The sequence below is a fragment of the Clostridium sp. OM05-5BH genome (genome assembly GCF_003481505.1).
GTDB lineage: Bacteria > Bacillota > Clostridia > Lachnospirales > Lachnospiraceae > Otoolea > Otoolea fessa.
On sequence record NZ_QULJ01000004.1, the window covers coordinates 141,317 to 167,143 of the forward strand.

Consider the following 25,827-nt stretch of genomic DNA (forward strand, 5'->3'; position numbering starts at 1 on the left):
AGAAATATAAAAAGGACAACTAATTTTATGGAAATCGAACGCAAATATTTAATTAGTCACATTCCATTTGATATAGCCGGATACCCCTTCCACCAGATCGAGCAGGCATATCTAAGTACTGCTCCGGTCGTGCGTGTCCGTCAGGAGGATGACACCTATTATCTGACCTACAAATCCAAAGGACTGATGGCGCGGGAGGAATACAATCTGCCGCTGACGAAGGAATCCTATGAGCATCTCCGTTCGAAGGCTGACGGCAGGATTCTGACGAAAAAGCGTTATCTGATTCCGATGGAAGGAACGGAGTACACGATTGAGCTGGACATTTTTTTAGGTGAATATGAGGGATTGAAGCTGGCGGAGGTTGAATTTCCAAGTGAGGAAGCCGCACATGCCTTTGTGCCGCCGGAATGGTTCGGGCGCGAGGTGACGTTTACGGGCGAGTACCAGAACAGCCGTCTGGCGCTGGCGGAAAACCTGGTATTAAAAACGAAAGAATAAAAACGAAAGAACAATACAAAGGTATATTATTAATGATAAAACAAGTAATGAATTGGATCAAAACGCACCGCTACTGTCTGGCAGGACTCTATATGCTGGTGTTTCTGTCAGGATTTTTTCTGCTGGAGCTGCATGAACCATCGGATGTTCATATTATACACTGTGCGGTCGATGACCTGATACCGTTTAATGAATGGTTTGTACTGCCGTATTTTCTGTGGTACGCGTGGGTGCCGGTGTTTATGCTTTATTTTATGATCAAGGATCGGGAGGCATATCTGCGGCTTTGTTTTGTGATGTTTGCAGGAGCAACCTTTTGCTTATTTGTCTACCTGCTGGCACCAAACGGTTTAAATCTGCGGCAGGAGATCACATCACAGAATTTCTGCGCGCAGATTGTGCGGTTTCTGCGGAGTGTGGATCCGCCGAACAATGTCTGCCCGTCGATCCATGTATCGAGCACTGTGGCGGTTCATCTGACGATCTGCCACGCGGCAAGTGTGCGGAACAAGAAACCGATCCGTACACTTTCGTGGATTGTCACGATTCTGATTTGTCTTTCAACCATGTTCATCAAACAGCATTCGCTGGTCGATGTGCTCTGTGGCTGGATTTTGAGCCTGATTCTTGACGAGGCGGTGAATGTGTGGGTACTAGTAAAGGCATTTTCAAAAGGAAAAGCTGGAAAAACAACGAATGCGGTTCATGAAGAATAAAAAAGTGAACGAATTGAACAGTTGCAATGATTTTCTGATATCTAAAAAGAAAAAATGATTACTTTGTGAAAAATAAAAAAATTAATATAAAAAGTCTTATAAGAATAAAGAACAGGAGGAAATAATCATGGCTGTAGTATACGCATTTTTAGCAGATGGACTGGAAGAAGTGGAATGTCTGGCGACGGCGGACGTGCTGATCCGCGCGGGTGTGAAGGTAAAACTGGTTTCGATTACGGGTAAAAAAGAGGTGAAGGGCGCACATGGATTTGGCATTCATGCAGACACCCTGCTGCATGAGATTGATCCGATGAAAGCGGATCTTCTGTTCCTTCCGGGCGGTATGCCGGGAACGAAAAATTTGATGGCGTGCAAACCGCTCTGCGATGCACTGGTGCAGGCAGATGCTGCTGGAAAACGCCTGGCAGCGATCTGTGCGGCTCCGAGCATTCTGGGGCAGCTGGGGCTTTTGAAGGACAAGAAGGCAACCTGCTATCCGGGCTTTGAGGATGCCCTGACCGGTGCGAAGCTGACGGGTGCGGGCGTTGTGACGGACGGCAATATCACAACGGCGCGTGGACTTGGATATGCGCTGGATCTGGGAATTGAGCTGGCATCGCTCTTAGTCGATCGCCCGGTAGCATTACAGGTCAAAGATTCAATTCAGTATGACCAGGTGTAGTTTCAACTAAAAAACACACAGAAAATACATCAAAAATGGCATAAAACCCACATAAAACCACTCATAAACCCGCAAAAAGTGAACGCAAAATTATATTTTCCGCTAGTATTTAGCACGCAGATATGCTATAATGCTATCTTGAAGTGTAACGCCCGGTAGAATGGCGGTTCACATATAGAAGCAAGGAGGACCCCTTAAAATGAGTTTACAGGTAGAAAAATTAGAGAAGAACATGGCAAAGCTGACCATCGAAGTTCCGGCTGAAGAGTTTGATGCAGCAATCAAAAATGCGTACAACAAGAACAAAAACAAATTCAGCATCCCGGGATTCCGTAAAGGTAAAGCACCGTTAGCTATGCTGGAGAAGATGTATGGCGCTGGCATTTTCTATGAGGATGCAGCAAACGAAGTGATCGACGCATCTTATCCGAAGGCAGCAGAGGAGAGCAAGGAAGAGATCGTTTCCACTCCGGAGATCAAAGTAACTCAGATCGAAAAAGGTAAGGCATTCATCTACGAGGCAACCGTAGCTCTGAAACCGGAAGTAACTCTGGGCGAGTACAAAGGCGTAGAAGTTAAGAAGGCAGAAGCTGTTGTGACAGACGAGGATGTAGAGAACGAGCTGACTGCAGCACGTAAGAAAAACGGCAGACTGATCGACGTAGAAGACGGCGCAATCGAGGACGGCGACAACACGATCATCGACTTCACTGGCTACATTGATGACAAGACATTTGACGGCGGCGCTGGTACAGATTATCCGCTGGTAATCGGTTCCCATTCCTTCATCGAGGGCTTTGAGGATCAGTTAATCGGCAAGAAAAAAGGCGAGACCTGTGACGTAAACGTTACTTTCCCGGCTGAGTACCATGCAGATGAGCTGGCTGGCAAACCGGCTAAGTTCGTTGTAACCATCAAAGAAGTTAAGAGAAACGAGCTTCCGGAGCTGAACGATGAGTTCGCAAGCGAAGTATCTGATTTCGATACTCTGGATGAGTACAAAGCAGACATCCGCAAGAAACTGCAGGAGAAGAAAGAGCAGGATGCTAAAGTAGAGAACGAGAACAACGTAATCGAAAAAGTAGTTGAGAACGCTCAGATGGAACTGCCGCAGCCGATGGTTGACACTCAGGCAAGAGAGATGGTAGAGAACTACGCTCGCCGTCTGCAGAGCCAGGGCTTAAACATCAACGATTACATGAAATATACCGGCATGACACCGGAGAAGCTGATGGAGCAGATGCGTCCGGAAGCAGAGAAGAGAATCAAGACCAGACTGGTTCTTGAGAAAGTAGTTGAAGTTGAGAACGTAGAAGTTTCCGATGAGAAGCTTGACGAGCAGATCAACGAGATCGCAGCATCCTACAAACTGGAAGGCGCTAAGCTGAAAGAAATGATGGGTGAGCGCGAGAAAGAGCAGATCCGTGAGGACCTGAAAGTTCAGGCAGCGATCGATTTACTGGTAGAGCAGGCAAAGCTTGCTTAATCAAACCGATAAAAGCGAATACTGAAATAAGGCAGAATTCTATGGTGTCCTAAGGCATCATAGAATTTTGTATTACTGTTCACAGGCAGGCACTTTTGGAACCGAAAGTGCCGTGCGATAACATAGTGGCAGCAGATTTTGCTGATTTGTAATGCGAAGCATCAGCAAAATCCTGTTACAGTTTGCACGCGTGTGAACTGTAACAATTTTTGCCATAAACATTCATTCTCAATTATAGGAGGAAGAATCATGAGTTTAGTACCTTATGTCCTTGAATCCACCAGCCGCGGCGAGCGGACGTATGACATCTACTCCCGTCTGCTTAAAGATCGTATCATTTTCCTGGGAGAGGAAGTAAATGATGTGACAGCCAGCCTGGTTGTAGCACAGCTTCTGTTCCTGGAGGCAGAGGATCCGAATAAGGATATCAGCTTATATATCAACAGCCCGGGCGGTTCTGTTACCGCAGGTATGGCGATCTATGACACGATGAATTATATCAAATGTGATGTATCTACCATCTGTCTGGGTATGGCAGCCAGCATGGGCGCATTCCTGCTTTCCGGCGGTACCAAAGGAAAGAGATATGCACTTCCGAACGCAGAAGTGATGATTCACCAGCCATCCGGCGGCGCGAGAGGACAGGCAACCGAGATCCAGATCGTAGCGGAGAATATTCTTCGTACCAAGAAGAAATTAAACGAGATTCTGGCAGCCAATACAGGCCAGCCGTATGACGTGATCGTGCGTGATACAGAGCGTGATAATTACATGACAGCAGAGCAGGCGAAAGAGTATGGTCTGATTGATTGTGTCATTACCAACCACTAATTAGATTTCTGGATGGAATAATAGAAAGGAACAAGGTGGAAGTATGCCAGGCAGAACAGACGACAAAATACGCTGCTCATTTTGCGGCAAGACACAGGATCAGGTTAGAAAACTGATCGCTGGCACAGATAATGTATATATCTGCGATGACTGTATCGAACTCTGCTCGGAGATTCTGGAAGAGGAATTTGCCGATCAGGAAAAAGGACCGGATTTCAGCGGAATCAACCTGCTGAAGCCGAAGGAAATCAAAGAATTTCTCGATGAGTATGTTATCGGACAGGACGACGCCAAGAAGGTACTCTCCGTAGCGGTTTATAACCATTACAAGAGAGTTATGTCCAAGTCCACGCAGGATGTAGAGCTTCAGAAGAGCAACATCCTGATGCTCGGACCGACCGGTTCCGGTAAGACATACCTGGCGCAGACGCTGGCGAAGATCTTAAATGTACCGTTTGCCATCGCGGATGCGACCACTCTGACCGAGGCTGGATATGTCGGCGAGGATGTAGAGAACATTCTCTTGAAGATCATCCAGGCGGCTGATTACGACGTCAGCAAGGCAGAGTACGGCATCATTTATATTGATGAGATTGATAAAATTACGAAGAAGTCTGAAAATGTATCTATCACCCGCGATGTATCGGGCGAGGGTGTACAGCAGGCGCTTTTAAAGATTCTGGAAGGAACCATTGCCAGTGTTCCGCCGCAGGGCGGCAGAAAGCATCCGCAGCAGGAACTGATTCAGATCGATACGACCAACATCTTGTTCATCTGCGGCGGTGCATTTGACGGTCTGGAGAAGATCATCGACAGCCGTTTAGGTGCCGGTTCCATCGGATTTAACTCCGATATTGTGGATCGCAAGCATCAGGATATCGATGAGCTTCTGAAACAGGTAATGCCGCAGGATCTGACGAAGTTTGGTCTGATTCCGGAGTTTATCGGTCGTGTGCCAATCACGGTATCGCTCCAGACGCTCAATGAGGAGGCGCTGGTCCGCATTTTAAGAGAGCCGAAGAATGCCCTGATCAAGCAGTATCAGGCGCTTCTCGATCTGGACGGCGTGAAGCTGGAGTTCACGGATGATGCGCTGATGGCGATCGCCCACATGGCAGTCGAGAGAAAGACGGGAGCCAGAGGACTTCGTTCTATCATGGAGTCCCTGATGATGGATACCATGTATGAGATTCCGTCCGATTCCACGATCGGCATCTGCACGATTACCAAAGACGTAGTCGAGGGAAAGAGTGCGCCGGAGCTGGTATATCGCGACAATACGGTGCCCCGCAAGTCTTTTACAGGACGTTCTAAGAAAGACAGAACCGGCGAGATTGCGTAAATGTAAAGGAAAATAAATGCAGCAGCTTGAGAATGGCGGCTGTTAATGGGGTCTGTGAGATGGCGAACTGCCATAGGCAGACCCCTGTTTTTCTATTCACAGGAAATAACGATACATTTGATTAAGAAAGATAAAGGTGTTATGGAAGATAAGAAACTGACAATGCCGATGATCGCGCTGCGCGGACTGACCGTGCTGCCGCAGATGACGGTAAATTTCGATATCATCCGGGATAAATCCATCGCGGCGGTGGAGCAGGCGATGGTGGGCGATCAGCGAGTATTTCTGGCGACGCAGAAGCAGCCGGATGAGGTGATCCCGGATATTGATGGGATTTTTCAGGTAGGAACGATTGGCTACGTGAAACAGCTTGTCAAGATGCCGGGCGGCATGGTGCGCGTCACGGTGGAAGGGCAGGAGAGAGCCGAGCTTCTGGAGATGGAGAAGGGCGAGGCATGCTGCACTGCGATCGTGGAGATTCTGGATCCGGTCGAGGACGATCTGGACACGATTCAGAAAGAGGCGATGCTCCGGATTCTGAAAGAAAAGCTGGAAGAATACGGAAAATTAAATGTGGCAGCGGGACGTGAAGTATTAAGTCCGTTGATTGCACAGCCAGATCTGACCGAATTAATGAACCAGATATCAGCTCAGTTCCCGTGGAACTATGAAGCGCGCCAGTCGGTGCTGGAATGCCGGACGCTGACGGAGATGTATGAGACAGAGCTGCAGCTTCTGCTGACGGAATTAGAGGTTTACCGCGTGAAACGCGAGTTTCAGACGAAGGTAAAGGCGGCGCTGGATAAAAATCAGCGTGATTATATTCTGCGGGAACAGCTGCGTGTGATCCGGGAGGAGCTGGGAGAGGAAAATCCGGTCTCTGATGCGGATGAGATGAAGGAACAGTTGAAGAAGATCAAAGCCAGTGTGGAAGTAAAGGAGCGGATCCGCAAGGAGATCAACCGTTTCCAGAATATGCCGGCTGGCAGCCAGGATGCGAATGTGATCCGGACATATCTGGAAACGGTGCTGGAACTGCCGTGGAACAAAATGACGAAGGATAACGCGAGCCTGAAGCATGCGGAAGAGATTCTGGAAGCCGACCATTATGGTCTGGAAAAGGTCAAAGAACGCGTGCTGGAATACCTGGCAGTCCGCATCCTGACGAAGAAGGGCACCAGCCCGATCCTTTGCCTGGTGGGACCGCCTGGAACCGGTAAAACTTCGATCGCCCGCTCGATTGCGAAGGCGATGGGACGCAAATATGTCCGCATCAGTCTGGGCGGCGTGCGCGACGAGGCGGAGATCCGCGGTCACAGAAAGACCTACGTCGGCGCGATGCCGGGACGCATCGTGGAAGGGCTCAAGCAGGCAGGGGTTGCCAATCCGCTGATGCTGCTGGATGAGATCGACAAAGTCAGCAGCGATTATAAGGGAGATACATCCTCGGCGCTCTTAGAGGTGCTGGACAGCGAGCAGAATGTGAAATTCCGCGACCATTATGTGGAGATCCCGATCGACCTGTCGGAGGTATTATTTATCGCGACGGCGAATACAACGCAGACGATCCCTGGACCGCTGCTGGACCGTATGGAGCTGATTGAAGTCAATAGTTACACGGAAAATGAAAAATATCACATTGCAAAAGACTATCTGATTCCGAAACAGCTGGAGAAGAATGGACTTTCGAAGGAACAGTTAAATATCACGGGTTCGGCGCTGGAGAAAATGATTCACAGCTACACCAGGGAAGCCGGAGTCAGGAATCTGGAGCGCCGGGTTGGCGATATCTGCCGCAAGGCAGCCAGAGAGGTGCTGGAGAAGAAGAAAACGTCGATCCGCGTGACAGAGCGGAATCTGGATCATTATCTGGGACGCGAGAAAGTCTTCTTCGATGCAGCCGGAAATGAGGCACAGGTCGGTATCGTGCGCGGTCTGGCGTGGACGAGCGTCGGCGGCGATACACTGCAGATCGAGGTCAATGTCATGCCGGGCAAAGGCGTGCTGCAGATGACGGGTCAGATGGGCGATGTCATGAAGGAGTCGGCGCAGATTGCACTGACCTATGTGCGTTCGGTTGCATCTGATTACGGCGTGAAGGAGAACTATTTCGAGAAACACGATATTCACCTGCATATCCCGGAGGGCGCGGTGCCGAAGGATGGTCCGTCGGCCGGAATCACGATGGCAACGGCGATGCTGTCGGCGGTGACAGGACGGAAGGTACTGCCGCGTGTGGCGATGACCGGCGAGGTAACGCTGCGCGGTCATGTGCTGATGATCGGCGGTCTGAAAGAAAAACTGCTCGCAGCCCGCATGGCGCAGGTGGAAAAGGTACTGGTACCGGCGAAAAATCAGCCGGATGTCGAGGAGCTTTCGAAGGAAATCACGAAAGGAATGGAGATCGTATACATCAAGGAGATGAACGAAGTCATCCGAGAGGCATTTGTACCGGAGAAATAGCGGTTTAGTAGGAGAAAAAATATGATTATAAAAGATGTAAATCTGGAAACCGTCTGCGGTATCACCAGTAAGCTGCCGGCAAATACACAGCCGGAGTTCGCGTTTGCAGGCAAATCAAACGTTGGCAAATCGTCCCTGATCAATGCGCTGATGAACCGCCGATCCTATGCGAGAACATCCGCGCAGCCGGGCAAGACCCAGACGATCAATTTTTACCATATCAACGACGCGTTTTACTACGTCGATCTGCCAGGCTACGGCTACGCGCGCGCGAGCGTTGAGGTCAAGGCAAAGTGGGGCAAGATGATTGAGAATTATCTGCACAAATCGCAGATGCTTCGCTGCGTCTTCCTGCTGATTGACATCCGTCATGAGCCGTCTTCAAACGACAAACTCATGTACGACTGGATCGTTTCCCAGGGCTTCCAGCCGATCCTGATTGCGACCAAGGCTGACAAGATCAAGCGCAGCCAGCTCCAGAAACAGTTGAAGATTCTCAGAACAGGTCTGGGAGTCGGCACCGAAGTGATGATGATTCCGTTCTCCGCCGAGACAAAACAGGGCAGAGAAGAGATCTGGAACTATCTGGAGACGGAGATCTGGAAGGTGGAACATCCGGGGGAATAGATGCCGGTGGGTAACTGTTCATAGGTGGGAATTTTCTGAACTGAAAATTCCGTACGATACAGTTCCGGCAGCAGATTTTGCCGATTTGGAATGCGTAGCATCGGCAAAATCCCGTTGCTGAGCACACATGTGTGAACAGTAACGCCGGTGGAGAGTGCGGACGGCGAGAAATAGAATAGAGTTTTAGAAAAATTCGAAAAATAAACGTATAAACTGCGGTATCTGACCGGATATCAGGCGGCGCCTATCCTTGCGGGCGATGTCAAATATCTGGGCTGGGTGGCGCAGTTTTTTACGTTAGGATTTTTTGAGAGAATAAAATATATATTTCTGGAAAATATAAAAATTGAGGTAACTGTTCAGTAGGTCTGCGCATTTACTGCGCTGACCGTACGAAAACATGGGTCAGCAGGCAAAAATTCCATTGCCGTAGGCAATTTTTAATGAATTTTTGCGCGTGACTGTGAAGGTACTGAACAGTTACGAATTGAGAAAAATAATAAGGCTATCTTGAAGTAAAAAGTGACAGGATGGAATTTAAGCCTTATAGTGGTGCGGGTTGTGATTGAGTTGTGAGATAGAAGGGAGCAGCCATGTTTGAAAATCGGACGGATCTGGCGTTGGAGGAGAGAGAAAGTTTTGAGGGGGATGGGGGCGAAATCGGCGGTGTGGCGCTGCGGGAATGGCGCTGTCATGGCAGTTCGATCCGGATGACGGAAGTCTCGATTTTGAACGAAAAAGGTGCGGAATCAATGGGAAAGCCGATGGGAACCTACCTGACGATGGAAGATCCGGGGCTGTCGGAGACAGAGGACGCATACTGTGAGGCGGCTGCCGGGGAGTTAGGACGGCAGCTGGCGTCCCTGATCCGGAAAAACTGTGCTTCAACCATGGCCGGACTTTCGATTCTGGTAGCGGGACTGGGAAACCGGCAGGTGACGCCGGATTCGCTGGGACCGCGCGTGGTGGATGGGCTTTCGATGAACCGCCATCTGCGGACGGAGCCAGGCAGAAGAAATGGCACATACCTCTATACGGCTGAGAAAGCGGGGCGGACGGTGCATCCGGTTCTCAGCGGTATCCATCCAGGGGTGATGGCACAGACAGGGATGGAGACGGCAGAAATTGTCCGCGGCGTCGTGCGGGAGAGCCGCCCGGATCTGGTGATCGCGGTCGACGCGCTGGCGGCGCGAAACGTCCACCGTCTGGCAAGCACCATTCAGCTGACGGATACAGGAATTCATCCGGGTTCCGGCGTCGGCAACCACCGCCGGGGAATGACGCGGGAAAATCTCGGCGTGCCGGTAATCGCGATCGGCGTTCCGACGGTTGTGGGCGCGGCGGCGATCGTTCACGGGACGGTCAATGCGTTAGTGCGGACACTAACCGCCTCAAAAGAGGGCAGCCGGTACGGTGAATACATCCGGGAACTGGATTCGGACAGCCAATATGAGCTGATCCGGGAACTTCTGGAACCTGAATTTGGAGCGATGTTTGTGACCCCGCAGGACATGGACGAGCGTATCTGCAAGCTGAGCGCAGCAATCGCCGAGGGGATCCGGCGGGCAGTGGAACGGCTGGAGGAAGAAAGATAACACTGAAAAAAATGCCAGATTGAAAAACAGAACTAAACAGGAAACTACACTTTGCTAACCGCATAGGATAGAACAGGAAAGAAGGGAGATGAATGCGGTGCGGTGGTGGCAGAGGGCAGCCGGGCTCCTGATGGTTCTGTTTTTGCTGACAGTCGGCTGGAAGATGCGTGCATTCATCTGGACAGCTGTGCAGAATGCGGTGGTAAGGTCCTGGTACCCGGTCTGGGGGACTAATTTGCGGGATATACCAGATTCGGAGGAGGGGAAAAGGCATAGACTTGCCGGGTGGAAGAAACAGACGCAGGGAGAAGCCGATCCGTCCTATTATAAATATTTGGAAGAACAGGAAGTCCGGCAGGAGTATATGGATTTCCTGGCACAGTTTTCCGGGAGTAGGCTGGTGGATGGAACTTTACTTGGAAAATGGAACGGGCTTGTTCATGAAAGTGGGAGACAGGGCGGCGGAGAGACGGACGAAGAGAGGCTGTATAGTGCTGGAAAGAATGGAGAAAAGACAGAGAGGGCAAATACTGCCGCACTGGTGGACAGCCCGCGTCTGCGGAAAAAGCTGGAAGATTATGATTATCTGATCCAGCATTTTTTTACAATCCACCCGACGGCGTCGATTGACCGGAGCCTGATGAACGCAGAGACATTTTTGTCGATGGATCTGACAATCAGGAAGGACGAGGCGGACGGACCACAGATCTTGATTTATCATACCCATTCGCAGGAAAATTATAGAGATTATGCGGGAAGCGACGGAAAGGGAGCGGTGGTGTCTCTGGGGGAAGAGCTGGCAAAACGGCTGCGGGCGAAAGGATATCAGGTCTGGCACGATACAACTGCCTATGATATGAAGTCGGGGCATCTAGACCGGAGCCGTGCCTATACATATGCCTGCGAGGGTGTCACGAACCTTTTGCAGAAATACCCGTCGATTCAGGTGATTTTAGATGTGCACCGGGACGGTGTCAGCGAGCAGACGCATCTAGTCACGCAGATAGAAGGGAAACCAACGGCACAGATCATGTTTTTCAACGGTACCAGCGAAACGCCGGACGGACCGATCGAGTATCTGGCAAATCCCTGCCGGAAGGAAAATCTGGCGTTCAGTTTTCAGATGAAGTGGAATGCCGATCAGATATATCCTGGGTTTACGCGGACGATTTATTTAAAGGGGCTTCGTTACAATCTGCATCTACGCCCGCGCTCGGCGTTGATCGAAGTCGGAGCACAGACGAATACATATGAAGAGGCGGTCAATGCGATGGATCCGCTGGCGCAGCTTCTGGATCAGGTGCTGACAGGCTAATGGCAAGGCTTTTAGTCAAGGCTTTTTCTATTTCAGGACTTGCGGCGTACATGAAAAAATGGTATATTCATTTAGATCAGGTGTTATTTATTATAAAAGATGATTTTAAATAAAAATAAGATATCGCAGCAAACATGTTGCTGCCAAACAAAGTGATACAGAGAGAGGAATGAACGGATGGCAATTATAGATCAGAGCAAAATCAGAAATTTCTGCATCATTGCACATATCGATCACGGCAAATCAACGCTGGCAGATCGTATTATTGAGATGACGGGACTTTTAACGAGCCGTGAGATGCAGGCGCAGGTGCTTGATAACATGGATCTGGAGCGGGAGAGAGGTATTACCATCAAGTCGCAGGCAGTCCGCACGGTATATAAGGCGAAAGACGGTCAGGAGTACATTTTTAATCTAATCGACACGCCTGGACATGTGGACTTTAACTACGAGGTTTCCCGAAGCCTGGCGGCGTGCGACGGCGCGATTCTGGTTGTGGATGCGGCACAGGGAATCGAGGCGCAAACGCTGGCGAATGTATATCTGGCGCTGGATCATGATCTGGAGGTCATTCCGGTGTTAAATAAGATCGATCTGCCGAGTGCGGATCCGGAGCGCGTGGCAGCGGAGATCGAGGATGTGATCGGTCTGGAGGCGTCAGATGCACCGCGCATTTCTGCGAAGACCGGCTTAAATGTCGAGGCAGTTCTGGAGGAGATCGTGCAGAAGATCCCGGCACCGGCGGGCGATCCGGAGGCATCGTTGCAGGCGCTTATTTTCGACTCCCTGTATGATTCTTACAAGGGCGTTATCGTATTCTGCCGTGTGAAGAACGGTACGATCAAAAAAGGCACACGCATGAAAATGATGGCGACCGGAGCGGCTGCCGAGGTTGTGGAGGTTGGATATTTTGGCGCAGGTCAGTTTATTCCGTGCGAAGAGCTTTCAGCCGGTATGGTTGGCTATGTGACTGCCAGTATTAAAAATGTGCAGGATACCCGCGTGGGCGATACGATCACCGATCTGGACAACCCGTGTGCAGAGCCGCTTCCGGGTTACAAGAAGGTAACGCCGATGGTATACTGCGGTCTTTATCCGGCGGATGGTGCGAAATATCCGGATCTGCGGGACGCGCTGGAAAAATTGCAGCTCAACGATGCAGCGCTCTATTTTGAGCCAGAGACGTCGGTAGCGCTGGGCTTTGGTTTCCGGTGTGGTTTCCTGGGGCTTCTCCATCTGGATATTATCCAGGAACGCCTGGAACGCGAGTACAATCTGGATCTTGTGACAACGGCGCCGGGCGTTGTATACCGGGTGCACAAGACGAACGGCGATATGATTGAGCTGACGAACCCGTCAAACCTGCCGGATCCGTCCGAGATTGCCTATATGGAAGAGCCGATCGTGTCGGCGGAGATCATGGTTACGACCGAGTTTGTCGGTGCGATCATGACGCTGTGCCAGGAGCGCCGCGGCGTTTACCTGGGAATGGAGTATATTGAGGCGAGCCGTGCGCTGCTGAAATATGAACTTCCGTTAAATGAGATTATTTATGATTTCTTCGATGCATTGAAATCGCGCTCCCGCGGTTACGCGTCGTTTGATTATGAGTTAAAGGGCTACGAGGAATCCAAGCTGGTAAAACTGGATATTCTCGTCAACCGCGAGGAAGTGGATGCGCTCTCTTTCATCGTATTCGAAGGTTCGGCATATGAGCGCGGCAGAAAAATGTGCGAGAAGCTCAAGGATGAGATTCCGCGTCATTTATTTGAGATTCCAATCCAGGCGGCGGTCGGTGGAAAGATCATTGCCCGCGAGACGGTCAAGGCAATGCGGAAGGACGTTTTGGCAAAATGCTACGGCGGCGATATTTCCCGAAAGAGAAAACTTCTGGAGAAGCAGAAGGAAGGAAAGAAACGTATGCGTCAGATCGGAAACGTAGAGATTCCGCAGAAGGCATTTATGAGCGTCCTGAAGCTGGACGAGGAATAATGGAATTATATATACACATCCCGTTCTGCGTCCGCAAATGCCGTTACTGTGATTTTCTTTCGTTTGCGTCCGATGCGTGCGTGCGGGAAAAATATGTGGATCGGCTGATCCGGGAGATTGAAAGCATTCCGGAAGAGGATGCAGGGCAGTGCCCTGAAAATGCGGCGCCGCGGCTAAACCTGACAGGGCGGACGGTGGAGACGATCTTTATCGGCGGCGGAACGCCGTCCCTGCTTCCACCATCGGCGGTTGAGCGGATTCTGGCAGCCGTCCGGCAGGTCTTTCGGGTAGAGCCGGATGCGGAGATCACGATGGAGGCGAATCCGGGGACATTGACGCCGTATTCGGCAGCAGGTTACCGGAATGCAGGGGTCAACCGCCTGAGTCTGGGGCTGCAGTCGGCTTCGGAGGAGGAATTGCGGCTTTTAGGGCGGATTCATACGCGGGAGCAGTTTTTACAGAGTTTTCGTGCTGCGCGGGACGCTGGATTTGACAATATCAATGTCGATCTGATGTCGGCGCTTCCGGGACAGTCGGAGGAGAGTTGGCAGGAGACTCTGCGGTTCGTCTGCGACCTTGAACCGGAACATATTTCCGCATACAGCCTGATTGTGGAAGAAGGCACGCCGTTATATGAAGAGTACGGGGAGATGTGCGCGGATCTGGAGAAATACGGCGATTACGCCTCTATGCCAAAGCGTTTACAGACGAAGTATGAAGGCTGCAAATGTCTGCCGGATGAGGAGACAGACCGGAATATGTACCACCACACGAAAACAACGCTGGCGAAGCTGGGCTATGAGCGGTATGAGATTTCCAATTATGCCAGACCGGGCTATGCCTGCCGCCACAACATCGGTTACTGGACCGGTGTGGAGTATCTGGGGCTTGGTCTGGGGGCATCCTCGCTGGTGGGCGGGAAACGCTTTCAGGTGACGGCGGATTTGAACTGTTATCTGGTGTTTACGAAAGAAGAGCTGGCAGCGGGCGCGCAGTATGAGGAAATACACGAACTGAGCCGTCAGGAGCGGATGGAAGAATTTATGTTTCTGGGGCTGCGGCTGACCGGCGGCGTCCGGACAGCAGAGTTTGAACGCCGGTTTGGCGTGGCGATGGAAGCGGTGTACGGCGAGGTGATCGAGCGGCTTTTGAAAGAAGGATTGTTGGAAGCATCGGTCCAGACAGATAGCCATATCCGCCTGACTGAATATGGCTTGGATGTCAGTACCTATGCACTGGCGGAGTTTTTGCAATAAGAATAGAAATGTATGCCCGGAGTGCTTTTTGATTTCTGTTTTGCGACGGCAGGAGGAATTTGGGCGTGCATGAAAATTTTGGAGGATGTAGCATGGATTGCACGATACTGCAGTTTATAATCGTCTGCCCGATGGTATTTCTGGCAGGCTTTGTGGATGCGATCGCAGGGGGAGGCGGATTGATTTCACTTCCGGCGTACCTGATCGCCGGGGTTCCGACCCATATGGCGCTCGGAACCAACAAAATGAGTTCCATGATGGGAACGGCAATCGCGACCGGGCGGTTTGCCAAAAACGGTTACATACAGTTTAAGAAGGTGGTCTGGTTTATCGTGGCGGCGCTGATCGGTTCTTCGATCGGTTCGAACCTGACTCTGTTAGTCAGCGATAAGATTTTACAGTATATGATGATCGTGATTCTTCCGATTGTTGCATTTTATGTTATGCGGAATAAGAAAATGGGCGATGATTCGCTGGCGGGCACCCTGCCGGAGCGGAAATCATTCCTGATTGCGCTGGCATCCGCGCTGATCATCGGTATTTATGATGGTTTTTACGGACCGGGAACTGGAACTTTCCTGCTGCTGGTGCTCACAGGAGCGGCGCGCTATACGATGAAAGAGGCGGCGGGTACGACAAAGGCGATCAATCTTTCGTCTAATGTGGCGGCGTTTGTCACATTTGTGATTCACGGCAAGATCATTTACACGCTGGGACTGGCTGCGGCGATCTGCAGTATTTTAGGAAATTATATCGGTTCCGGCCTGGTATTGGGAAATGGACAGAAGATCGTGCGCCCGCTGATTCTGGTGGTGCTGGCGATCCTGTTTGTGAAGATTTTATTGGGAAATTAGAAAAGAAAATTAGAACGATTAGGCGGATTCAGCCGTTTGATACATTTACAGTGAAAATGATGCAAAAATAGCTGCGTGATGAAATGTGAATGTTTGGATGATAAGTCGTTTCAATAAAGAGAGGTAACGAACATGAAATGGAAGAAATTTACGCTGACGACCACCACAGAGGCGGTGGATCTCATCAGCTACACATTGGATGAACTCGGCATCGAGGGCATTGAGATTGAGGACAATATCCCGCTGACCGAGAAAGAGACGAAGGGAATGTTCATCGACATTCTGCCGGAGCTTCCGCCGGATGAGGGCGTGGCGAAGGTAAGTTTTTATCTCGATGAGGATGATGATATCCCGGCGATGATGGCGAAAGTCAAAGAGGCGCTGGAAGAATTGAAGCCGTTTACCGATCTGGGCGCCTGCACGTTTGCAGAATCCGAGACGGAGGATAAGGACTGGATCAACAACTGGAAACAGTATTTCAAACCGTTTACGGTCGATCACATCCTTATCAAGCCGACCTGGGAGACAGTGCCGGAGGAGCACAAAGACAAGCTGCTGATTCAGATCGATCCGGGTACGGCGTTTGGTACGGGCATGCATGAGACAACGCAGCTTTGCATCCGCCAGCTCGAGAAATACGTGACACCGGATTCAGAGGTGCTTGATGTCGGAACCGGAAGCGGTATCTTAGGTATCACGGCGTTAAAACTGGGCGCAAAACACGTATTTGGAACGGATCTGGATGAAAATGCGATCACAGCCGTTGGCGAGAATCTGGAAGCAAACGGAATTGCACCGGAGCAGTTCAAGGTTGTACAGGGCAACATCATCGACGATAAAACAGTGCAGGACGAGGTAAAATACGAGTATTACGACATTGCGGTTGCCAACATCCTGGCAGACGTTATCATCATGCTGCAGAAAGAGATCCCGGTTCATATTAAGAAAAATGGTATCTTCATTACATCGGGTATCATTGATATGAAGGAAGAGGCAGTCAAGGCGGCATTTGAGGCGAACGATGCCTTTGAGATTGTAGAGATTACCCATCAGGGCGAGTGGGTTTCTGTCACAGCGAGGAAGAAATAATCATGTACCATTTTTTTGTGGAACCGCACCAGATTGGGGCGGAAGAAATCCGGATTGAGGGCGCGGATGTCAACCATATCCGCAATGTTCTGCGGATGAAGCCGGGCGAGGAGATTCTGATCAGCAGCCGTGAGGGCGGTGACTATTTCTGCCGCGTGGAAGAACTGGAACCAGAGTATGTTTCGGCAAAGATTCTGGAAGAATGGGAAAACAAAGAGCTTCCGGCGCGGATTCACCTGTTCCAGGGGCTTCCGAAGGGCGATAAGATGGAACTGATCATCCAGAAGGCGGTGGAGCTGGGGGCATACCGGGTGGTTCCGGTCAGCATGAAGCGTTCGGTTGTCAAGCTGGATGCGAAAAAAGCGGACGCGAAGAGAAAACGCTGGAATGCGGTTTCTGAGAGCGCCGCGAAGCAGTCCAAGCGCAGCCTTATCCCGGAGGTGGCGCCGCTTATGACCTACAAAGAGGCGGTCAAAGAGGCAGCCGGGTACGATATGGTTCTTCTGCCATATGAGTCGGCGGATGGCATTCGGAAAACGAGGGAACTGCTGGCGTCGGTCAAGCCGGGTACGGATATCGCCGTTTTCATCGGTCCGGAGGGCGGTTTTGAGGACGAAGAAGTCGAGCTTGCCAGGGAAAACGGGGCGGAGATCGTAACGCTTGGAAAGAGAATTTTGCGGACGGAGACGGCAGGCTTGTGTATGCTGTCGGCACTGATGCTGCAGTTGGAAGTGTAATTGGAAAATTACAAAGGAGATAGAGATAAAAATGGAAGCCTATTTTGATAATTCAGCGACCACCAAGGTGCTGGACTGCGTAAAGGATGCGGTCGTTGATGCAATGTGCGTCAACTACGGAAACGCGGCGGCGAAGCACAGAAAAGGTGTGGAAGCAGAAAATTTGATTCGCGAGGCAAAGAAGGCGATCGCGGATACACTGAAAGTGCAGGAGAAGGAGATTCTCTTTACTTCCGGCGGAACAGAGTCGAACAATACGGCGCTGATCGGCACGGCGCTGGCAAACCGCAGAGCCGGAAAACACCTTATCACGACCGGTGTGGAACATCCGTCGATCTACAATACGATGTCATTTCTGGAGGAGATGGGCTTTGAGGTGACCTATCTTCCGGTCGATCATCTGGGACATATTTCTCTGGAGGATCTGGAAAAAGCTATCCGCGAGGACACGATCCTGGTGTCTGTGATGTACGTCAATAACGAGGTCGGAGCAGTAGAGCCGATCGAGGCGATCAGCCAGTGCATCAAGAAGAAAAATCCGAAGACATTGTTCCATGTCGATGCGATCCAGGCATATGGAAAATATAAGATCCGTCCGAAAAAACAGGGAATTGACCTGCTTTCCGTCAGCGGACACAAGATCCATGCGCCGAAGGGCGTCGGATTCCTCTATATCCGCGACGGTGTCAAGATCCGCCCGATTTTGTTTGGCGGCGGCCAGCAGAAAGGCATGCGTTCCGGTACGGAAAATGTGCCGGGGTGTGTCGGACTCGGCGTGGCAGCACGCGAGGCGTACAAAGATTTTGATGCACGCATCGAAAAGCTGTATACACTCCGGGAGCACCTGATTGCGGGATTGAAACCGCTCGGCGGCGTCACCATCAACGGCAGTGAGGACCGCACCAACGCGCCGCAGATCGTCAGCGCCAGCTTTGAGGGCGTCCGCAGCGAGGTACTTCTCCATGCGCTGGAGGACAAAGGGGTTTATGTATCGTCCGGTTCCGCCTGCTCGTCCAATCATCCGGGCATCAGCGGTACTTTAAAGGGAATCGGCGTGAAAAAAGAACTTCTCGATTCGACGATCCGGTTCAGTCTGGGTGATCTGAATACCGAGGAAGAAGTAAACTATGCGATCGGCGTTCTGGGAGAACTGCTTCCGGTACTGCGCCGTTACCAGATGAAATAAAATGGCTGTTTAAAGAATGGCTGCTCAGTTTTTTTGCGGGAAAGCAGAAGAATGACAGCCTGTTGTAGAAAGGGAATTCCATGTTTCATACATTTTTGATTAAATATGCGGAGATTGGCCTGAAAGGTAAAAACCGCTATGTATTCGAGGACGCGCTGGTGTCCCACATCCATCACTCGTTAAAACGTCTTGATGGAAAATTTACCGTAACCAAGGAGGCAGGGCGTATCTATGCGACCGCAGCGGAAGAATTTGATTACGATGAGGTCATCGATGCACTGAAAAAGGTATTCGGTATTGCGGCGATCTGTCCGATGGTCCAGTTAGAGGACAACGGCTATGACGACCTGAAAGCGAAGATTGTTGAGTATGTGGACAAAGCATACCCAGATAAACACTTTACGTTCAAGGTAAACACCCGCCGTGCCAACAAACAGTATCCGCATACCTCCGAGGAAGTCAACCGCGATCTCGGTGAGGTCATCCTGGACGCATTCCCGGAGACAAAGGTAGACGTACACAATCCGGATGTTCTTTTAAATGTGGAACTGCGTGCAAAACGTATCAACGTATACTCTCTGGTGATTCCGGGACCGGGCGGTATGCCGGTCGGAACCAATGGACGCGCGATGCTGCTTTTATCCGGCGGTATCGACAGCCCGGTGGCAGGATACATGATCGCAAAACGCGGCGTTACCATCGAGGCAACCTATTTCCATGCGCCGCCATACACCAGCGACCGTGCAAAACAGAAAGTAGTCGATCTGGCAAAGCAGGTAGCAAAATACGCAGGTCCGATCAAATTAAACGTAGTCAATTTCACAGATATCCAGCTCTACATCTACGAGCAGTGCCCGCATGAGGAGCTGACGATTATCATGCGCCGCTACATGATGAAGATCGCGGAAGAGCTGGCGAAGAAAGACGACTGTCTCGGACTCATCACCGGCGAGAGCATCGGTCAGGTAGCATCCCAGACGGTTCATTCCCTGGCGGTTACCAATGCAGTCTGCACACTTCCGGTCTTCCGCCCGCTGATCGGTTTCGACAAACAGGATATCGTCGATATTTCCCTGAAAATCGGTACCTACGAGACATCGATCGAGCCGTATGAAGATTGCTGCACCATCTTCGTAGCCAAACACCCGGTTACCAAGCCGGTCCTGCACCTGATTGAAAAATCCGAGCGCAATCTGGAAGAGAAGATAGATGCGCTGGTAAAAGAGGCGATCGATACGGTTGAGGTTATCCGGTGCTAGTCATATAAAATAGAGGATTTGGAGGAACAACGATAATCCAGAGAAGCCGCTGGAGCCGTTCTTCCAAATCTAAAAAAGAACCGCTGCAAAGCGCGTTGCTTAACAGCGGTTTTTTTCGTTTCAAACAGAACCATCTCGATCGTTCTAATGGTTGCTATACAATGTACGGAGCCAGTGTCGTTAAGATCTCGTCAATCTGGTTCTCAGAATGGATGTTTAAATCAATCGGTTTGGACAGATCCAGACTGAAGATACCCATGATGGATTTAGCATCAATCACATAACGTCCGGAAACAAGGTCAAAATCTACGTCGAACTTCGCTAAGTCGTTGACGAAGGATTTAACTTTATCGATCGAGTTTAAAGAAATACGAACTGTTTTCATGAAAAAAACCTCCTCTATCTACAATAATACTTTTATACTACAAAGTAATCTGACAAAAGTCAAGAGAGGATTCAATTTAAAGGAGATAAAAATGAGAAAAGCGGCATTCCACAATCTGGGCTGCAAAGTGAACTCATATGAGACGGAAGCCATGCAGCAGCTCTTAGAGGATGCAGGATATGAGATTGTGCCGTTCCGGGAAGGAGCGGATGTTTATATTATCAACACGTGTTCCGTGACAAATGTCGCCGACCGGAAATCGCGCCAGATGCTGCACCGGGCAAAGAAAATGAACCCGTCGGCGGCTGTTGTGGCGGTCGGCTGTTATGTGCAGGCAGCAGGCGCGGAGCTAAAAAAAGATGAGGCGGTCGATCTGATCGTCGGCAATAACCAGAAAAAAGATCTGGTACAGATTCTGGATGATTATTTTGCAGATCACGAAAATAGCGGTGAGATTCTGGATATCGGACATTCACAGGAATACGAAGAACTCCATATCCGCCGGATTGCTGACCATACGCGTGCCTTTATCAAGGTACAGGACGGCTGCAACCAGTTTTGCAGCTATTGTATTATACCATATACGAGGGGACGCGTCCGCAGCCGCCGCCCGGAGGACATCGAGCGCGAGGTGCGCGGGATTGCGGAAGCCGGATACAGGGAAATTGTCTTGACAGGTATTCATTTAAGCTCATATGGCGTCGATTTCAAGGATGAGCAGAAAGAAAATCTGCTGACTTTAATCAAACGTCTCGATCAGATTCCGGGCATTGAGCGCCTGCGCCTTGGTTCTCTTGAACCACGTATCGTAACCCGCGAATTTGCCAAAGAGCTGGCGAGTCTGCGGACCATCTGCCCGCACTTCCATCTGTCACTCCAGAGTGGCTGCGACGCGACCTTAAAGCGCATGAACCGCCGCTACAATGCTGCTGAATACCAGGTGTGCTGTGAAATTCTGCGGGAAGAATTTGACAATCCGGCGATCACGACCGATGTCATCGTAGGATTCCCGGGTGAGACCGAAGAAGAATTTGCTGAAACAGAGCGCTTCTTAAAAACGATCCATTTCTACGAGATGCATATATTCAAATATTCCCGCCGCGCAGGCACCCGCGCCGCCGATATGCCGGATCAGGTACCAGAAGGAACCAAATCTGTCCGCAGCGATATCCTGCTGGCACTGGAAAAACAGCAGTCCTTAGAATACCGCGGGCGCTTCCTCGGAACCGAAGAAGAAATCCTTCTCGAAGAACCAATCGAGATTGACGGAACCAAATACATGATGGGACACACCCGCCAGTATGTCAAAGGTGCCGTGCCATACGAAGAAGGATTGAAAAATAAGACGGTGAAGGGAATCTTCACGAAGGCACTGAATGAAGAGGTGCTTTTACTGGAAAATGAATAAAAGACAGGAAACGAAAAAACCAATGATACCCCCAAGATGGGATTCATTGGTTTTTTACATACATATAAAATTAAAAAAAATGACATAAATAGAATATATCGGCTTAACAAATTAATCAGTAAGCAATCAATGAACCCCAACGAGATCCTTAATAACTTCCCCAGCAATAATCAGTCCCACTACGGACGGCACAAAAGAGATACTCCCCGGAATCTGCCGTCTGGCGGTACAGCTGCGTGCGGTTCCCGGCGGGCAGACACAGTGGGAACGGCAGGAGATTGCCATATCATCGCCCGGAGTCAACGGTTTCTCTTTCGAATAAACCACTTTCAGTTTCTTGATTCCGCGTTTTTTTAGCTCACGCCGCATGACCTTCGCGAGCGGGCAGACGGAAGTCTTATAAATGTCAGTTACCTCAAAGGCAGCCGGATCCAGCTTGTTTCCGGCACCCATCGAGCTGATGATCGGCGTGTGGCTTGCCTCTGCCTGTTCTACCAGCATCAGTTTTCCCGTTACGGTGTCGATTGCGTCGATCACGTAGTCATACTGGGAAAAATCAAATTCCTTCGCGGTATCCGGCATGTAGAATGTCTTGTAGGTGTGGACAACCGCATGCGGGTTGATGGATTTGATGCGTTCCTCAGCGACATCGACCTTGTACTTTCCGATGGTGGAGGTGGTTGCGATGATCTGACGGTTGATGTTGGTTAAGCAGACCTTGTCATCGTCGATGAGATCAAGCGTGCCGACGCCGCTGCGCGCGAGGGCCTCCACCGCATAGCCGCCGACTCCGCCGATGCCGAAGATGGCAACGCGTGCTTTTGATAAACGCTCCATGGCATCCCTGCCGAGGAGAAGTTCCGTTCGTGAAAATGAATTTAACATATGATACTCCCTTGTAATATATTCTGTCAGTAGCTTCACAGTCACAACTGTGCTATACTAAATAATAGCAGGCTCTGTTTCTGAACGTTTTTTACCCATCAGTTCGGTATTTTATTGTAAAGGTGCGGTCTGCGTTTGTCAAGAAAGACATGAAGAAACGTAACAAAGTGTGCAAATAATCGTTACTGTTCACGGGTGGGCACTTTTGGAACCGAAAGTGCCGTAAGAAAACGTGGTGGCAGCAGGAATTTGCCGTATTTAAATGCGAAGCCACGGCAAATTCCGTTACTGGGCACGCGTGCGTGAACAGTAACAACGGGCAAAAAAGGGTTGACAGATATTGCATAAAGTGATAATATGCCTACTAAGTCGATAGGAAAAAAGAAAAGGAGTGAAGATCATGAAAGCAGTCAATGGTTTTTGGATGAATACGATGTGTTGCAGCAATGTTTGTACCTGTATGGATCGATGTTGTTGTCGCATTTGTGTACGCGAAAACCAGAAAGCTGGACTTCGGTAAGCGGGGTTTCCGGGGAAAACGGGTTTCGTGAATCTTTTTATTCATAAGGGTTAAGGATATAGAAAGAGCGCATCCGCGTACACAGAAAAACAAGCAGGACAGGCGGCAGAAAAGCTGGATTGGACGGGTGGGAAATGTGTATAGAGGATGGGCTCTTTTCGCATTTTAAACTTCTTTTGGAGCGAGTTTTTCAAATTGGAAATGAGTTCTGGAAAAAAGAAGAATCTATAGAAATCTATAAAAATTAAAAAATATAAAAATCATCACAGATATTAGGAGGAAATCATCATGGCAAACATTTATAAGGGAACACTGGGGCTGGTAGGAAACACACCGTTAGTTGAGGTTGTGAATGTTGAGAAAGCGCTGGGACTGGAAGCAACGGTTCTGGTAAAATTGGAGTATTTAAACCCGGCTGGAAGCGTGAAGGATCGTATTGCAAAAGGCATGATTGAGGATGCAGAGAAGAGAGGTGTCCTGAAAGAGGGTTCTGTCATCATCGAGCCGACTTCCGGCAATACCGGTATCGGTCTGGCGTCCATCGCAGCAGCGAAGGGATATCGCATCATCCTGACGATGCCGGAGACGATGAGCGTGGAGCGCCGCAACATTCTGAAAGCGTACGGTGCAGAGATTGTCCTGACTGAGGGTGCAAAGGGCATGAAGGGCGCGATCGAGAAGGCAGAAGAGCTGGCAAAAGAGACACCGGGCAGCTTCTTAGCCGGTCAGTTTGTCAATCCGGTCAATCCGGCGGTTCACAGAGCAACCACTGGTCCGGAGATCTGGAATGATACCGACGGAAAGGTTGATATCCTGATCGCAGGTGTTGGTACCGGCGGAACTCTGACAGGTACCGGCGAATACTTAAAATCCCAGAACCCGAATGTGAAAGTCGTAGCGCTGGAGCCAGCTTCATCCCCGGTATTAAAGACAGGCAAGGGCGGCGCACACAAGATTCAGGGTATCGGCGCCGGATTTGTGCCGGATGTACTGAACACTAAGATTTATGATGAGATTTTCGAGGCGGAGAATGAGGATGCATTTGCGGCAGCAAAACTTCTGGCACACAAAGAGGGCATCTTAGTCGGTATTTCCTCCGGCGCAGCCCTGCATGGTGCGATTGAGCTGGCAAAACGCCCGGAAAATAAGGGGAAAACCATCGTAGCGATTCTTCCGGACAGCGGTGACCGCTATTATTCCACACCACTCTTTACAGAGGACTAAGAGACTAATTATAAGAGACTAATTATAGAAATAGGACTTCCCAGAATGCAGGGAGAGTGTTATAATTAACAGAAAATGAGTGACTGGTTACGTGCGCGTGAACGGTAACAAAACAGCAGAAAAACACAGGACCCGTTTGTTTGGCAGAGCACTGTCAGCGCGGATCCTGTGCTTTTGTTTCATTTCATGAGAATTGTGGTTACTGCACACGGGTAGGCACATTTTTTACATTTTTTCTTAAAAAGGATTTTGCAGATAACGGATACAGGAGAATATACAATGAAAACGATTACGATTGAGGAGCTGGAAGCGTTAAAGGATGCGGAGAAGACGATCGTGGACATCCGCCCGCAGGACCAGTATATGCGCGGAACATTTCCGGGGGCGGTAAGCCTCCCGGCGTTCCGGCTGGAAGAGCAGTATGAGGAAGAAACAGCCAGGTTAGACAAAATGCATCCAGTGTACGTGATGTGCCATACCGGTGAGAAGAGCCAGGAGTGGGTGCGTCGTCTGACCGGGGACGGATTTGACGCGGTCAATGTGGACGGCGGTTACCGCGCGTGGCTGCGCCTCTCCCTGTCCCGCTTCGTGGGTGAAGAATCCGAGGCGGATCGAGAGGAAAAACGGGCGAGAATTGAGCAGAGTATTATAAAGAAATTCCGCAAGCCGATCTGGCGGGCGTTTACGCGGGCGCTCAACACCTATGATCTGATTCAGGAGGGCGACAAGATCGCAGTCTGCATCTCTGGCGGCAAGGATTCCATGCTGATGGCGAAACTTTTCCAGGAATTGAAAAAACATGGAAAATTCCAGTTTGAAACCGTTTTTCTAGTGATGAATCCGGGCTACAATGCGGATAACTGGAAGATCATCCAGGACAATGCGAAACTTCTCGGCATTCCGCTGACGGTATTTGAGAGCGATATTTTCGACACGGTGGCGACGATCGAGCAGAATCCGTGCTACCTCTGTGCCAGAATGCGCCGCGGTCACCTCTATGCACAGGCGAAAGCGCTGGGCTGCAATAAAATTGCGCTGGGACATCATTTTGATGATGTGATCGAGACGATCCTCATGGGAATGCTGTACAGCGGCAAGATTGAGACGATGATGCCGAAGCTGCACAGCCAGAATTTCGAGGGCATGGAGCTGATCCGCCCGATGTACCTTATCAAGGAAGATGCGGTCAAGGCGTGGCGCGATTACAACGGATTGCAGTTTATACAGTGCGCGTGCCGTTTTACTGAAAATTGCGTGAGCTGCGGAGGCGGACGCGGTTCTAAGCGCGATGAGATGAAGGAATTGATCGCCCATTTCCGCAAGGAGAGCGATGTGATCGAGAAAAATATCTTTAAGAGTGTCCACAATATCAACTTAAAGACTGTGATCGGTTACCACAAGGACGATTGGACATACAATTTCCTGGATGATTATAATGATAAAAAATAACTTGCCGAATGGGGTAAAGTAGAGT

The 25,827-nt window shown here is 50.1% G+C and carries 22 protein-coding genes; 20 read left to right on the plus strand and 2 right to left on the minus strand.

What is annotated here, in order from left to right; genetic code table 11:
- Positions 1-27 precede the first annotated feature (27 nt).
- The 17 genes from DXB70_RS06955 (at position 28) to thiI (ending at position 19,931) form a co-directional block, all read left to right on the plus strand.
- On the plus strand, positions 28-501 hold the full coding sequence (locus DXB70_RS06955) for a CYTH domain-containing protein (RefSeq protein WP_118467392.1): 474 nt from the start codon (positions 28-30) through the stop codon (positions 499-501).
- 47 nt (positions 502-548) lie between these two features.
- Entirely contained in the window at positions 549-1,217 is a 669-nt protein-coding gene (locus DXB70_RS06960) for a phosphatase PAP2 family protein (RefSeq protein ID WP_182448430.1), read from the plus strand.
- Between the two features lie 127 nt (positions 1,218-1,344).
- On the plus strand, positions 1,345-1,899 hold the full coding sequence (locus DXB70_RS06965) for a DJ-1 family glyoxalase III (protein ID WP_022359228.1): 555 nt from the start codon (positions 1,345-1,347) through the stop codon (positions 1,897-1,899).
- 199 nt (positions 1,900-2,098) lie between these two features.
- A complete protein-coding gene (gene tig / locus DXB70_RS06970) occupies positions 2,099-3,385 on the plus strand; it encodes a trigger factor (RefSeq protein ID WP_022359227.1) in 1,287 nt (428 codons plus the stop codon).
- A gap of 249 nt (positions 3,386-3,634) precedes the next feature.
- Complete coding sequence (gene clpP, locus DXB70_RS06975; RefSeq protein WP_022359226.1) at positions 3,635-4,216, plus strand: ATP-dependent Clp endopeptidase proteolytic subunit ClpP; 582 nt, start codon at positions 3,635-3,637, stop codon at positions 4,214-4,216.
- A 43-nt stretch (positions 4,217-4,259) separates the two neighbouring features.
- On the plus strand, positions 4,260-5,558 hold the full coding sequence (clpX, locus tag DXB70_RS06980) for an ATP-dependent Clp protease ATP-binding subunit ClpX (protein ID WP_117795072.1): 1,299 nt from the start codon (positions 4,260-4,262) through the stop codon (positions 5,556-5,558).
- A 141-nt stretch (positions 5,559-5,699) separates the two neighbouring features.
- Complete coding sequence (gene lon, locus DXB70_RS06985) at positions 5,700-8,021, plus strand: endopeptidase La (protein ID WP_118673054.1); 2,322 nt, start codon at positions 5,700-5,702, stop codon at positions 8,019-8,021.
- Between the two features lie 21 nt (positions 8,022-8,042).
- Positions 8,043-8,648 (plus strand): ribosome biogenesis GTP-binding protein YihA/YsxC, encoded by a 606-nt coding sequence (gene yihA / locus DXB70_RS06990; protein WP_118672960.1) that lies wholly within the window; start codon positions 8,043-8,045, stop codon positions 8,646-8,648.
- Between the two features lie 593 nt (positions 8,649-9,241).
- Positions 9,242-10,243, plus strand: a complete 1,002-nt coding sequence (gene gpr, locus DXB70_RS06995; RefSeq protein ID WP_118472448.1) for a GPR endopeptidase — start codon at positions 9,242-9,244, stop codon at positions 10,241-10,243.
- An 88-nt stretch (positions 10,244-10,331) separates the two neighbouring features.
- Positions 10,332-11,558 carry a stage II sporulation protein P gene (spoIIP, locus tag DXB70_RS07000; RefSeq protein ID WP_118672962.1) on the plus strand — a complete coding sequence of 409 codons (1,227 nt, stop codon included), beginning with the start codon at positions 10,332-10,334 and terminating at the stop codon, positions 11,556-11,558.
- Between the two features lie 177 nt (positions 11,559-11,735).
- Entirely contained in the window at positions 11,736-13,550 is a 1,815-nt protein-coding gene (gene lepA / locus DXB70_RS07005) for a translation elongation factor 4 (RefSeq protein WP_022359720.1), read from the plus strand.
- Entirely contained in the window at positions 13,550-14,806 is a 1,257-nt protein-coding gene (hemW, locus tag DXB70_RS07010) for a radical SAM family heme chaperone HemW (protein ID WP_118672964.1), read from the plus strand. Before lepA ends, hemW begins: the two co-directional genes overlap by 1 nt.
- Positions 14,807-14,898: 92 nt before the next feature.
- Complete coding sequence (locus DXB70_RS07015; protein WP_107001602.1) at positions 14,899-15,660, plus strand: TSUP family transporter; 762 nt, start codon at positions 14,899-14,901, stop codon at positions 15,658-15,660.
- A gap of 132 nt (positions 15,661-15,792) precedes the next feature.
- Positions 15,793-16,749, plus strand: a complete 957-nt coding sequence (gene prmA, locus DXB70_RS07020; protein ID WP_022359722.1) for a 50S ribosomal protein L11 methyltransferase — start codon at positions 15,793-15,795, stop codon at positions 16,747-16,749.
- Positions 16,750-16,751: 2 nt separating this feature from the next.
- Entirely contained in the window at positions 16,752-17,486 is a 735-nt protein-coding gene (locus DXB70_RS07025) for a 16S rRNA (uracil(1498)-N(3))-methyltransferase (protein WP_117795082.1), read from the plus strand.
- A 31-nt stretch (positions 17,487-17,517) separates the two neighbouring features.
- Positions 17,518-18,672 carry a cysteine desulfurase family protein gene (locus DXB70_RS07030; RefSeq protein WP_118472451.1) on the plus strand — a complete coding sequence of 385 codons (1,155 nt, stop codon included), beginning with the start codon at positions 17,518-17,520 and terminating at the stop codon, positions 18,670-18,672.
- A gap of 80 nt (positions 18,673-18,752) precedes the next feature.
- Positions 18,753-19,931, plus strand: a complete 1,179-nt coding sequence (gene thiI, locus DXB70_RS07035) for a tRNA uracil 4-sulfurtransferase ThiI (RefSeq protein ID WP_117795086.1) — start codon at positions 18,753-18,755, stop codon at positions 19,929-19,931.
- A gap of 154 nt (positions 19,932-20,085) precedes the next feature.
- On the opposite strand, the gene DXB70_RS07040 is transcribed toward thiI, so the two are convergent.
- Positions 20,086-20,316, minus strand: a complete 231-nt coding sequence (locus DXB70_RS07040; RefSeq protein WP_022359725.1) for an HPr family phosphocarrier protein — start codon at positions 20,314-20,316, stop codon at positions 20,086-20,088.
- A 91-nt stretch (positions 20,317-20,407) separates the two neighbouring features.
- On the opposite strand from DXB70_RS07040, the gene mtaB reads away from it, so the two are divergent.
- The gene (mtaB, locus tag DXB70_RS07045; RefSeq protein ID WP_107001597.1) at positions 20,408-21,724 is read left to right on the plus strand and encodes a tRNA (N(6)-L-threonylcarbamoyladenosine(37)-C(2))-methylthiotransferase MtaB; all 1,317 of its coding nucleotides are present in this window, start codon (positions 20,408-20,410) and stop codon (positions 21,722-21,724) included.
- A gap of 126 nt (positions 21,725-21,850) precedes the next feature.
- Here the strand turns inward: mtaB and DXB70_RS07050 are convergent, their stop codons facing one another.
- Positions 21,851-22,609 (minus strand): tRNA threonylcarbamoyladenosine dehydratase, encoded by a 759-nt coding sequence (locus DXB70_RS07050; protein ID WP_107001596.1) that lies wholly within the window; start codon positions 22,607-22,609, stop codon positions 21,851-21,853.
- Positions 22,610-23,417: 808 nt separating this feature from the next.
- On the opposite strand from DXB70_RS07050, the gene cysK reads away from it, so the two are divergent.
- Both cysK and DXB70_RS07060 read left to right on the plus strand, forming a co-directional pair.
- Positions 23,418-24,353: a cysteine synthase A gene (gene cysK, locus DXB70_RS07055; protein ID WP_107001595.1), complete on the plus strand. Its 936-nt coding sequence runs from the start codon at positions 23,418-23,420 to the stop codon at positions 24,351-24,353.
- 279 nt (positions 24,354-24,632) lie between these two features.
- A complete protein-coding gene (locus tag DXB70_RS07060; RefSeq protein WP_118672966.1) occupies positions 24,633-25,802 on the plus strand; it encodes an ATP-binding protein in 1,170 nt (389 codons plus the stop codon).
- Positions 25,803-25,827 lie beyond the last annotated feature (25 nt).

Coding starts and splice junctions, on each gene's coding strand:
- DXB70_RS06955 (WP_118467392.1), top strand. CDS start 28: ATGGAAATCGAACGCAAATATTTAATTAGTCACATTCCATTTGATATA.
- DXB70_RS06960 (WP_182448430.1), top strand. CDS start 549: ATGAATTGGATCAAAACGCACCGCTACTGTCTGGCAGGACTCTATATG.
- DXB70_RS06965 (WP_022359228.1), top strand. CDS start 1,345: ATGGCTGTAGTATACGCATTTTTAGCAGATGGACTGGAAGAAGTGGAA.
- tig (WP_022359227.1), top strand. CDS start 2,099: ATGAGTTTACAGGTAGAAAAATTAGAGAAGAACATGGCAAAGCTGACC.
- clpP (WP_022359226.1), top strand. CDS start 3,635: ATGAGTTTAGTACCTTATGTCCTTGAATCCACCAGCCGCGGCGAGCGG.
- clpX (WP_117795072.1), top strand. CDS start 4,260: ATGCCAGGCAGAACAGACGACAAAATACGCTGCTCATTTTGCGGCAAG.
- lon (WP_118673054.1), top strand. CDS start 5,700: ATGGAAGATAAGAAACTGACAATGCCGATGATCGCGCTGCGCGGACTG.
- yihA (WP_118672960.1), top strand. CDS start 8,043: ATGATTATAAAAGATGTAAATCTGGAAACCGTCTGCGGTATCACCAGT.
- gpr (WP_118472448.1), top strand. CDS start 9,242: ATGTTTGAAAATCGGACGGATCTGGCGTTGGAGGAGAGAGAAAGTTTT.
- spoIIP (WP_118672962.1), top strand. CDS start 10,332: ATGAATGCGGTGCGGTGGTGGCAGAGGGCAGCCGGGCTCCTGATGGTT.
- lepA (WP_022359720.1), top strand. CDS start 11,736: ATGGCAATTATAGATCAGAGCAAAATCAGAAATTTCTGCATCATTGCA.
- hemW (WP_118672964.1), top strand. CDS start 13,550: ATGGAATTATATATACACATCCCGTTCTGCGTCCGCAAATGCCGTTAC.
- DXB70_RS07015 (WP_107001602.1), top strand. CDS start 14,899: ATGGATTGCACGATACTGCAGTTTATAATCGTCTGCCCGATGGTATTT.
- prmA (WP_022359722.1), top strand. CDS start 15,793: ATGAAATGGAAGAAATTTACGCTGACGACCACCACAGAGGCGGTGGAT.
- DXB70_RS07025 (WP_117795082.1), top strand. CDS start 16,752: ATGTACCATTTTTTTGTGGAACCGCACCAGATTGGGGCGGAAGAAATC.
- DXB70_RS07030 (WP_118472451.1), top strand. CDS start 17,518: ATGGAAGCCTATTTTGATAATTCAGCGACCACCAAGGTGCTGGACTGC.
- thiI (WP_117795086.1), top strand. CDS start 18,753: ATGTTTCATACATTTTTGATTAAATATGCGGAGATTGGCCTGAAAGGT.
- DXB70_RS07040 (WP_022359725.1), bottom strand. CDS start 20,316: ATGAAAACAGTTCGTATTTCTTTAAACTCGATCGATAAAGTTAAATCC.
- mtaB (WP_107001597.1), top strand. CDS start 20,408: ATGAGAAAAGCGGCATTCCACAATCTGGGCTGCAAAGTGAACTCATAT.
- DXB70_RS07050 (WP_107001596.1), bottom strand. CDS start 22,609: ATGTTAAATTCATTTTCACGAACGGAACTTCTCCTCGGCAGGGATGCC.
- cysK (WP_107001595.1), top strand. CDS start 23,418: ATGGCAAACATTTATAAGGGAACACTGGGGCTGGTAGGAAACACACCG.
- DXB70_RS07060 (WP_118672966.1), top strand. CDS start 24,633: ATGAAAACGATTACGATTGAGGAGCTGGAAGCGTTAAAGGATGCGGAG.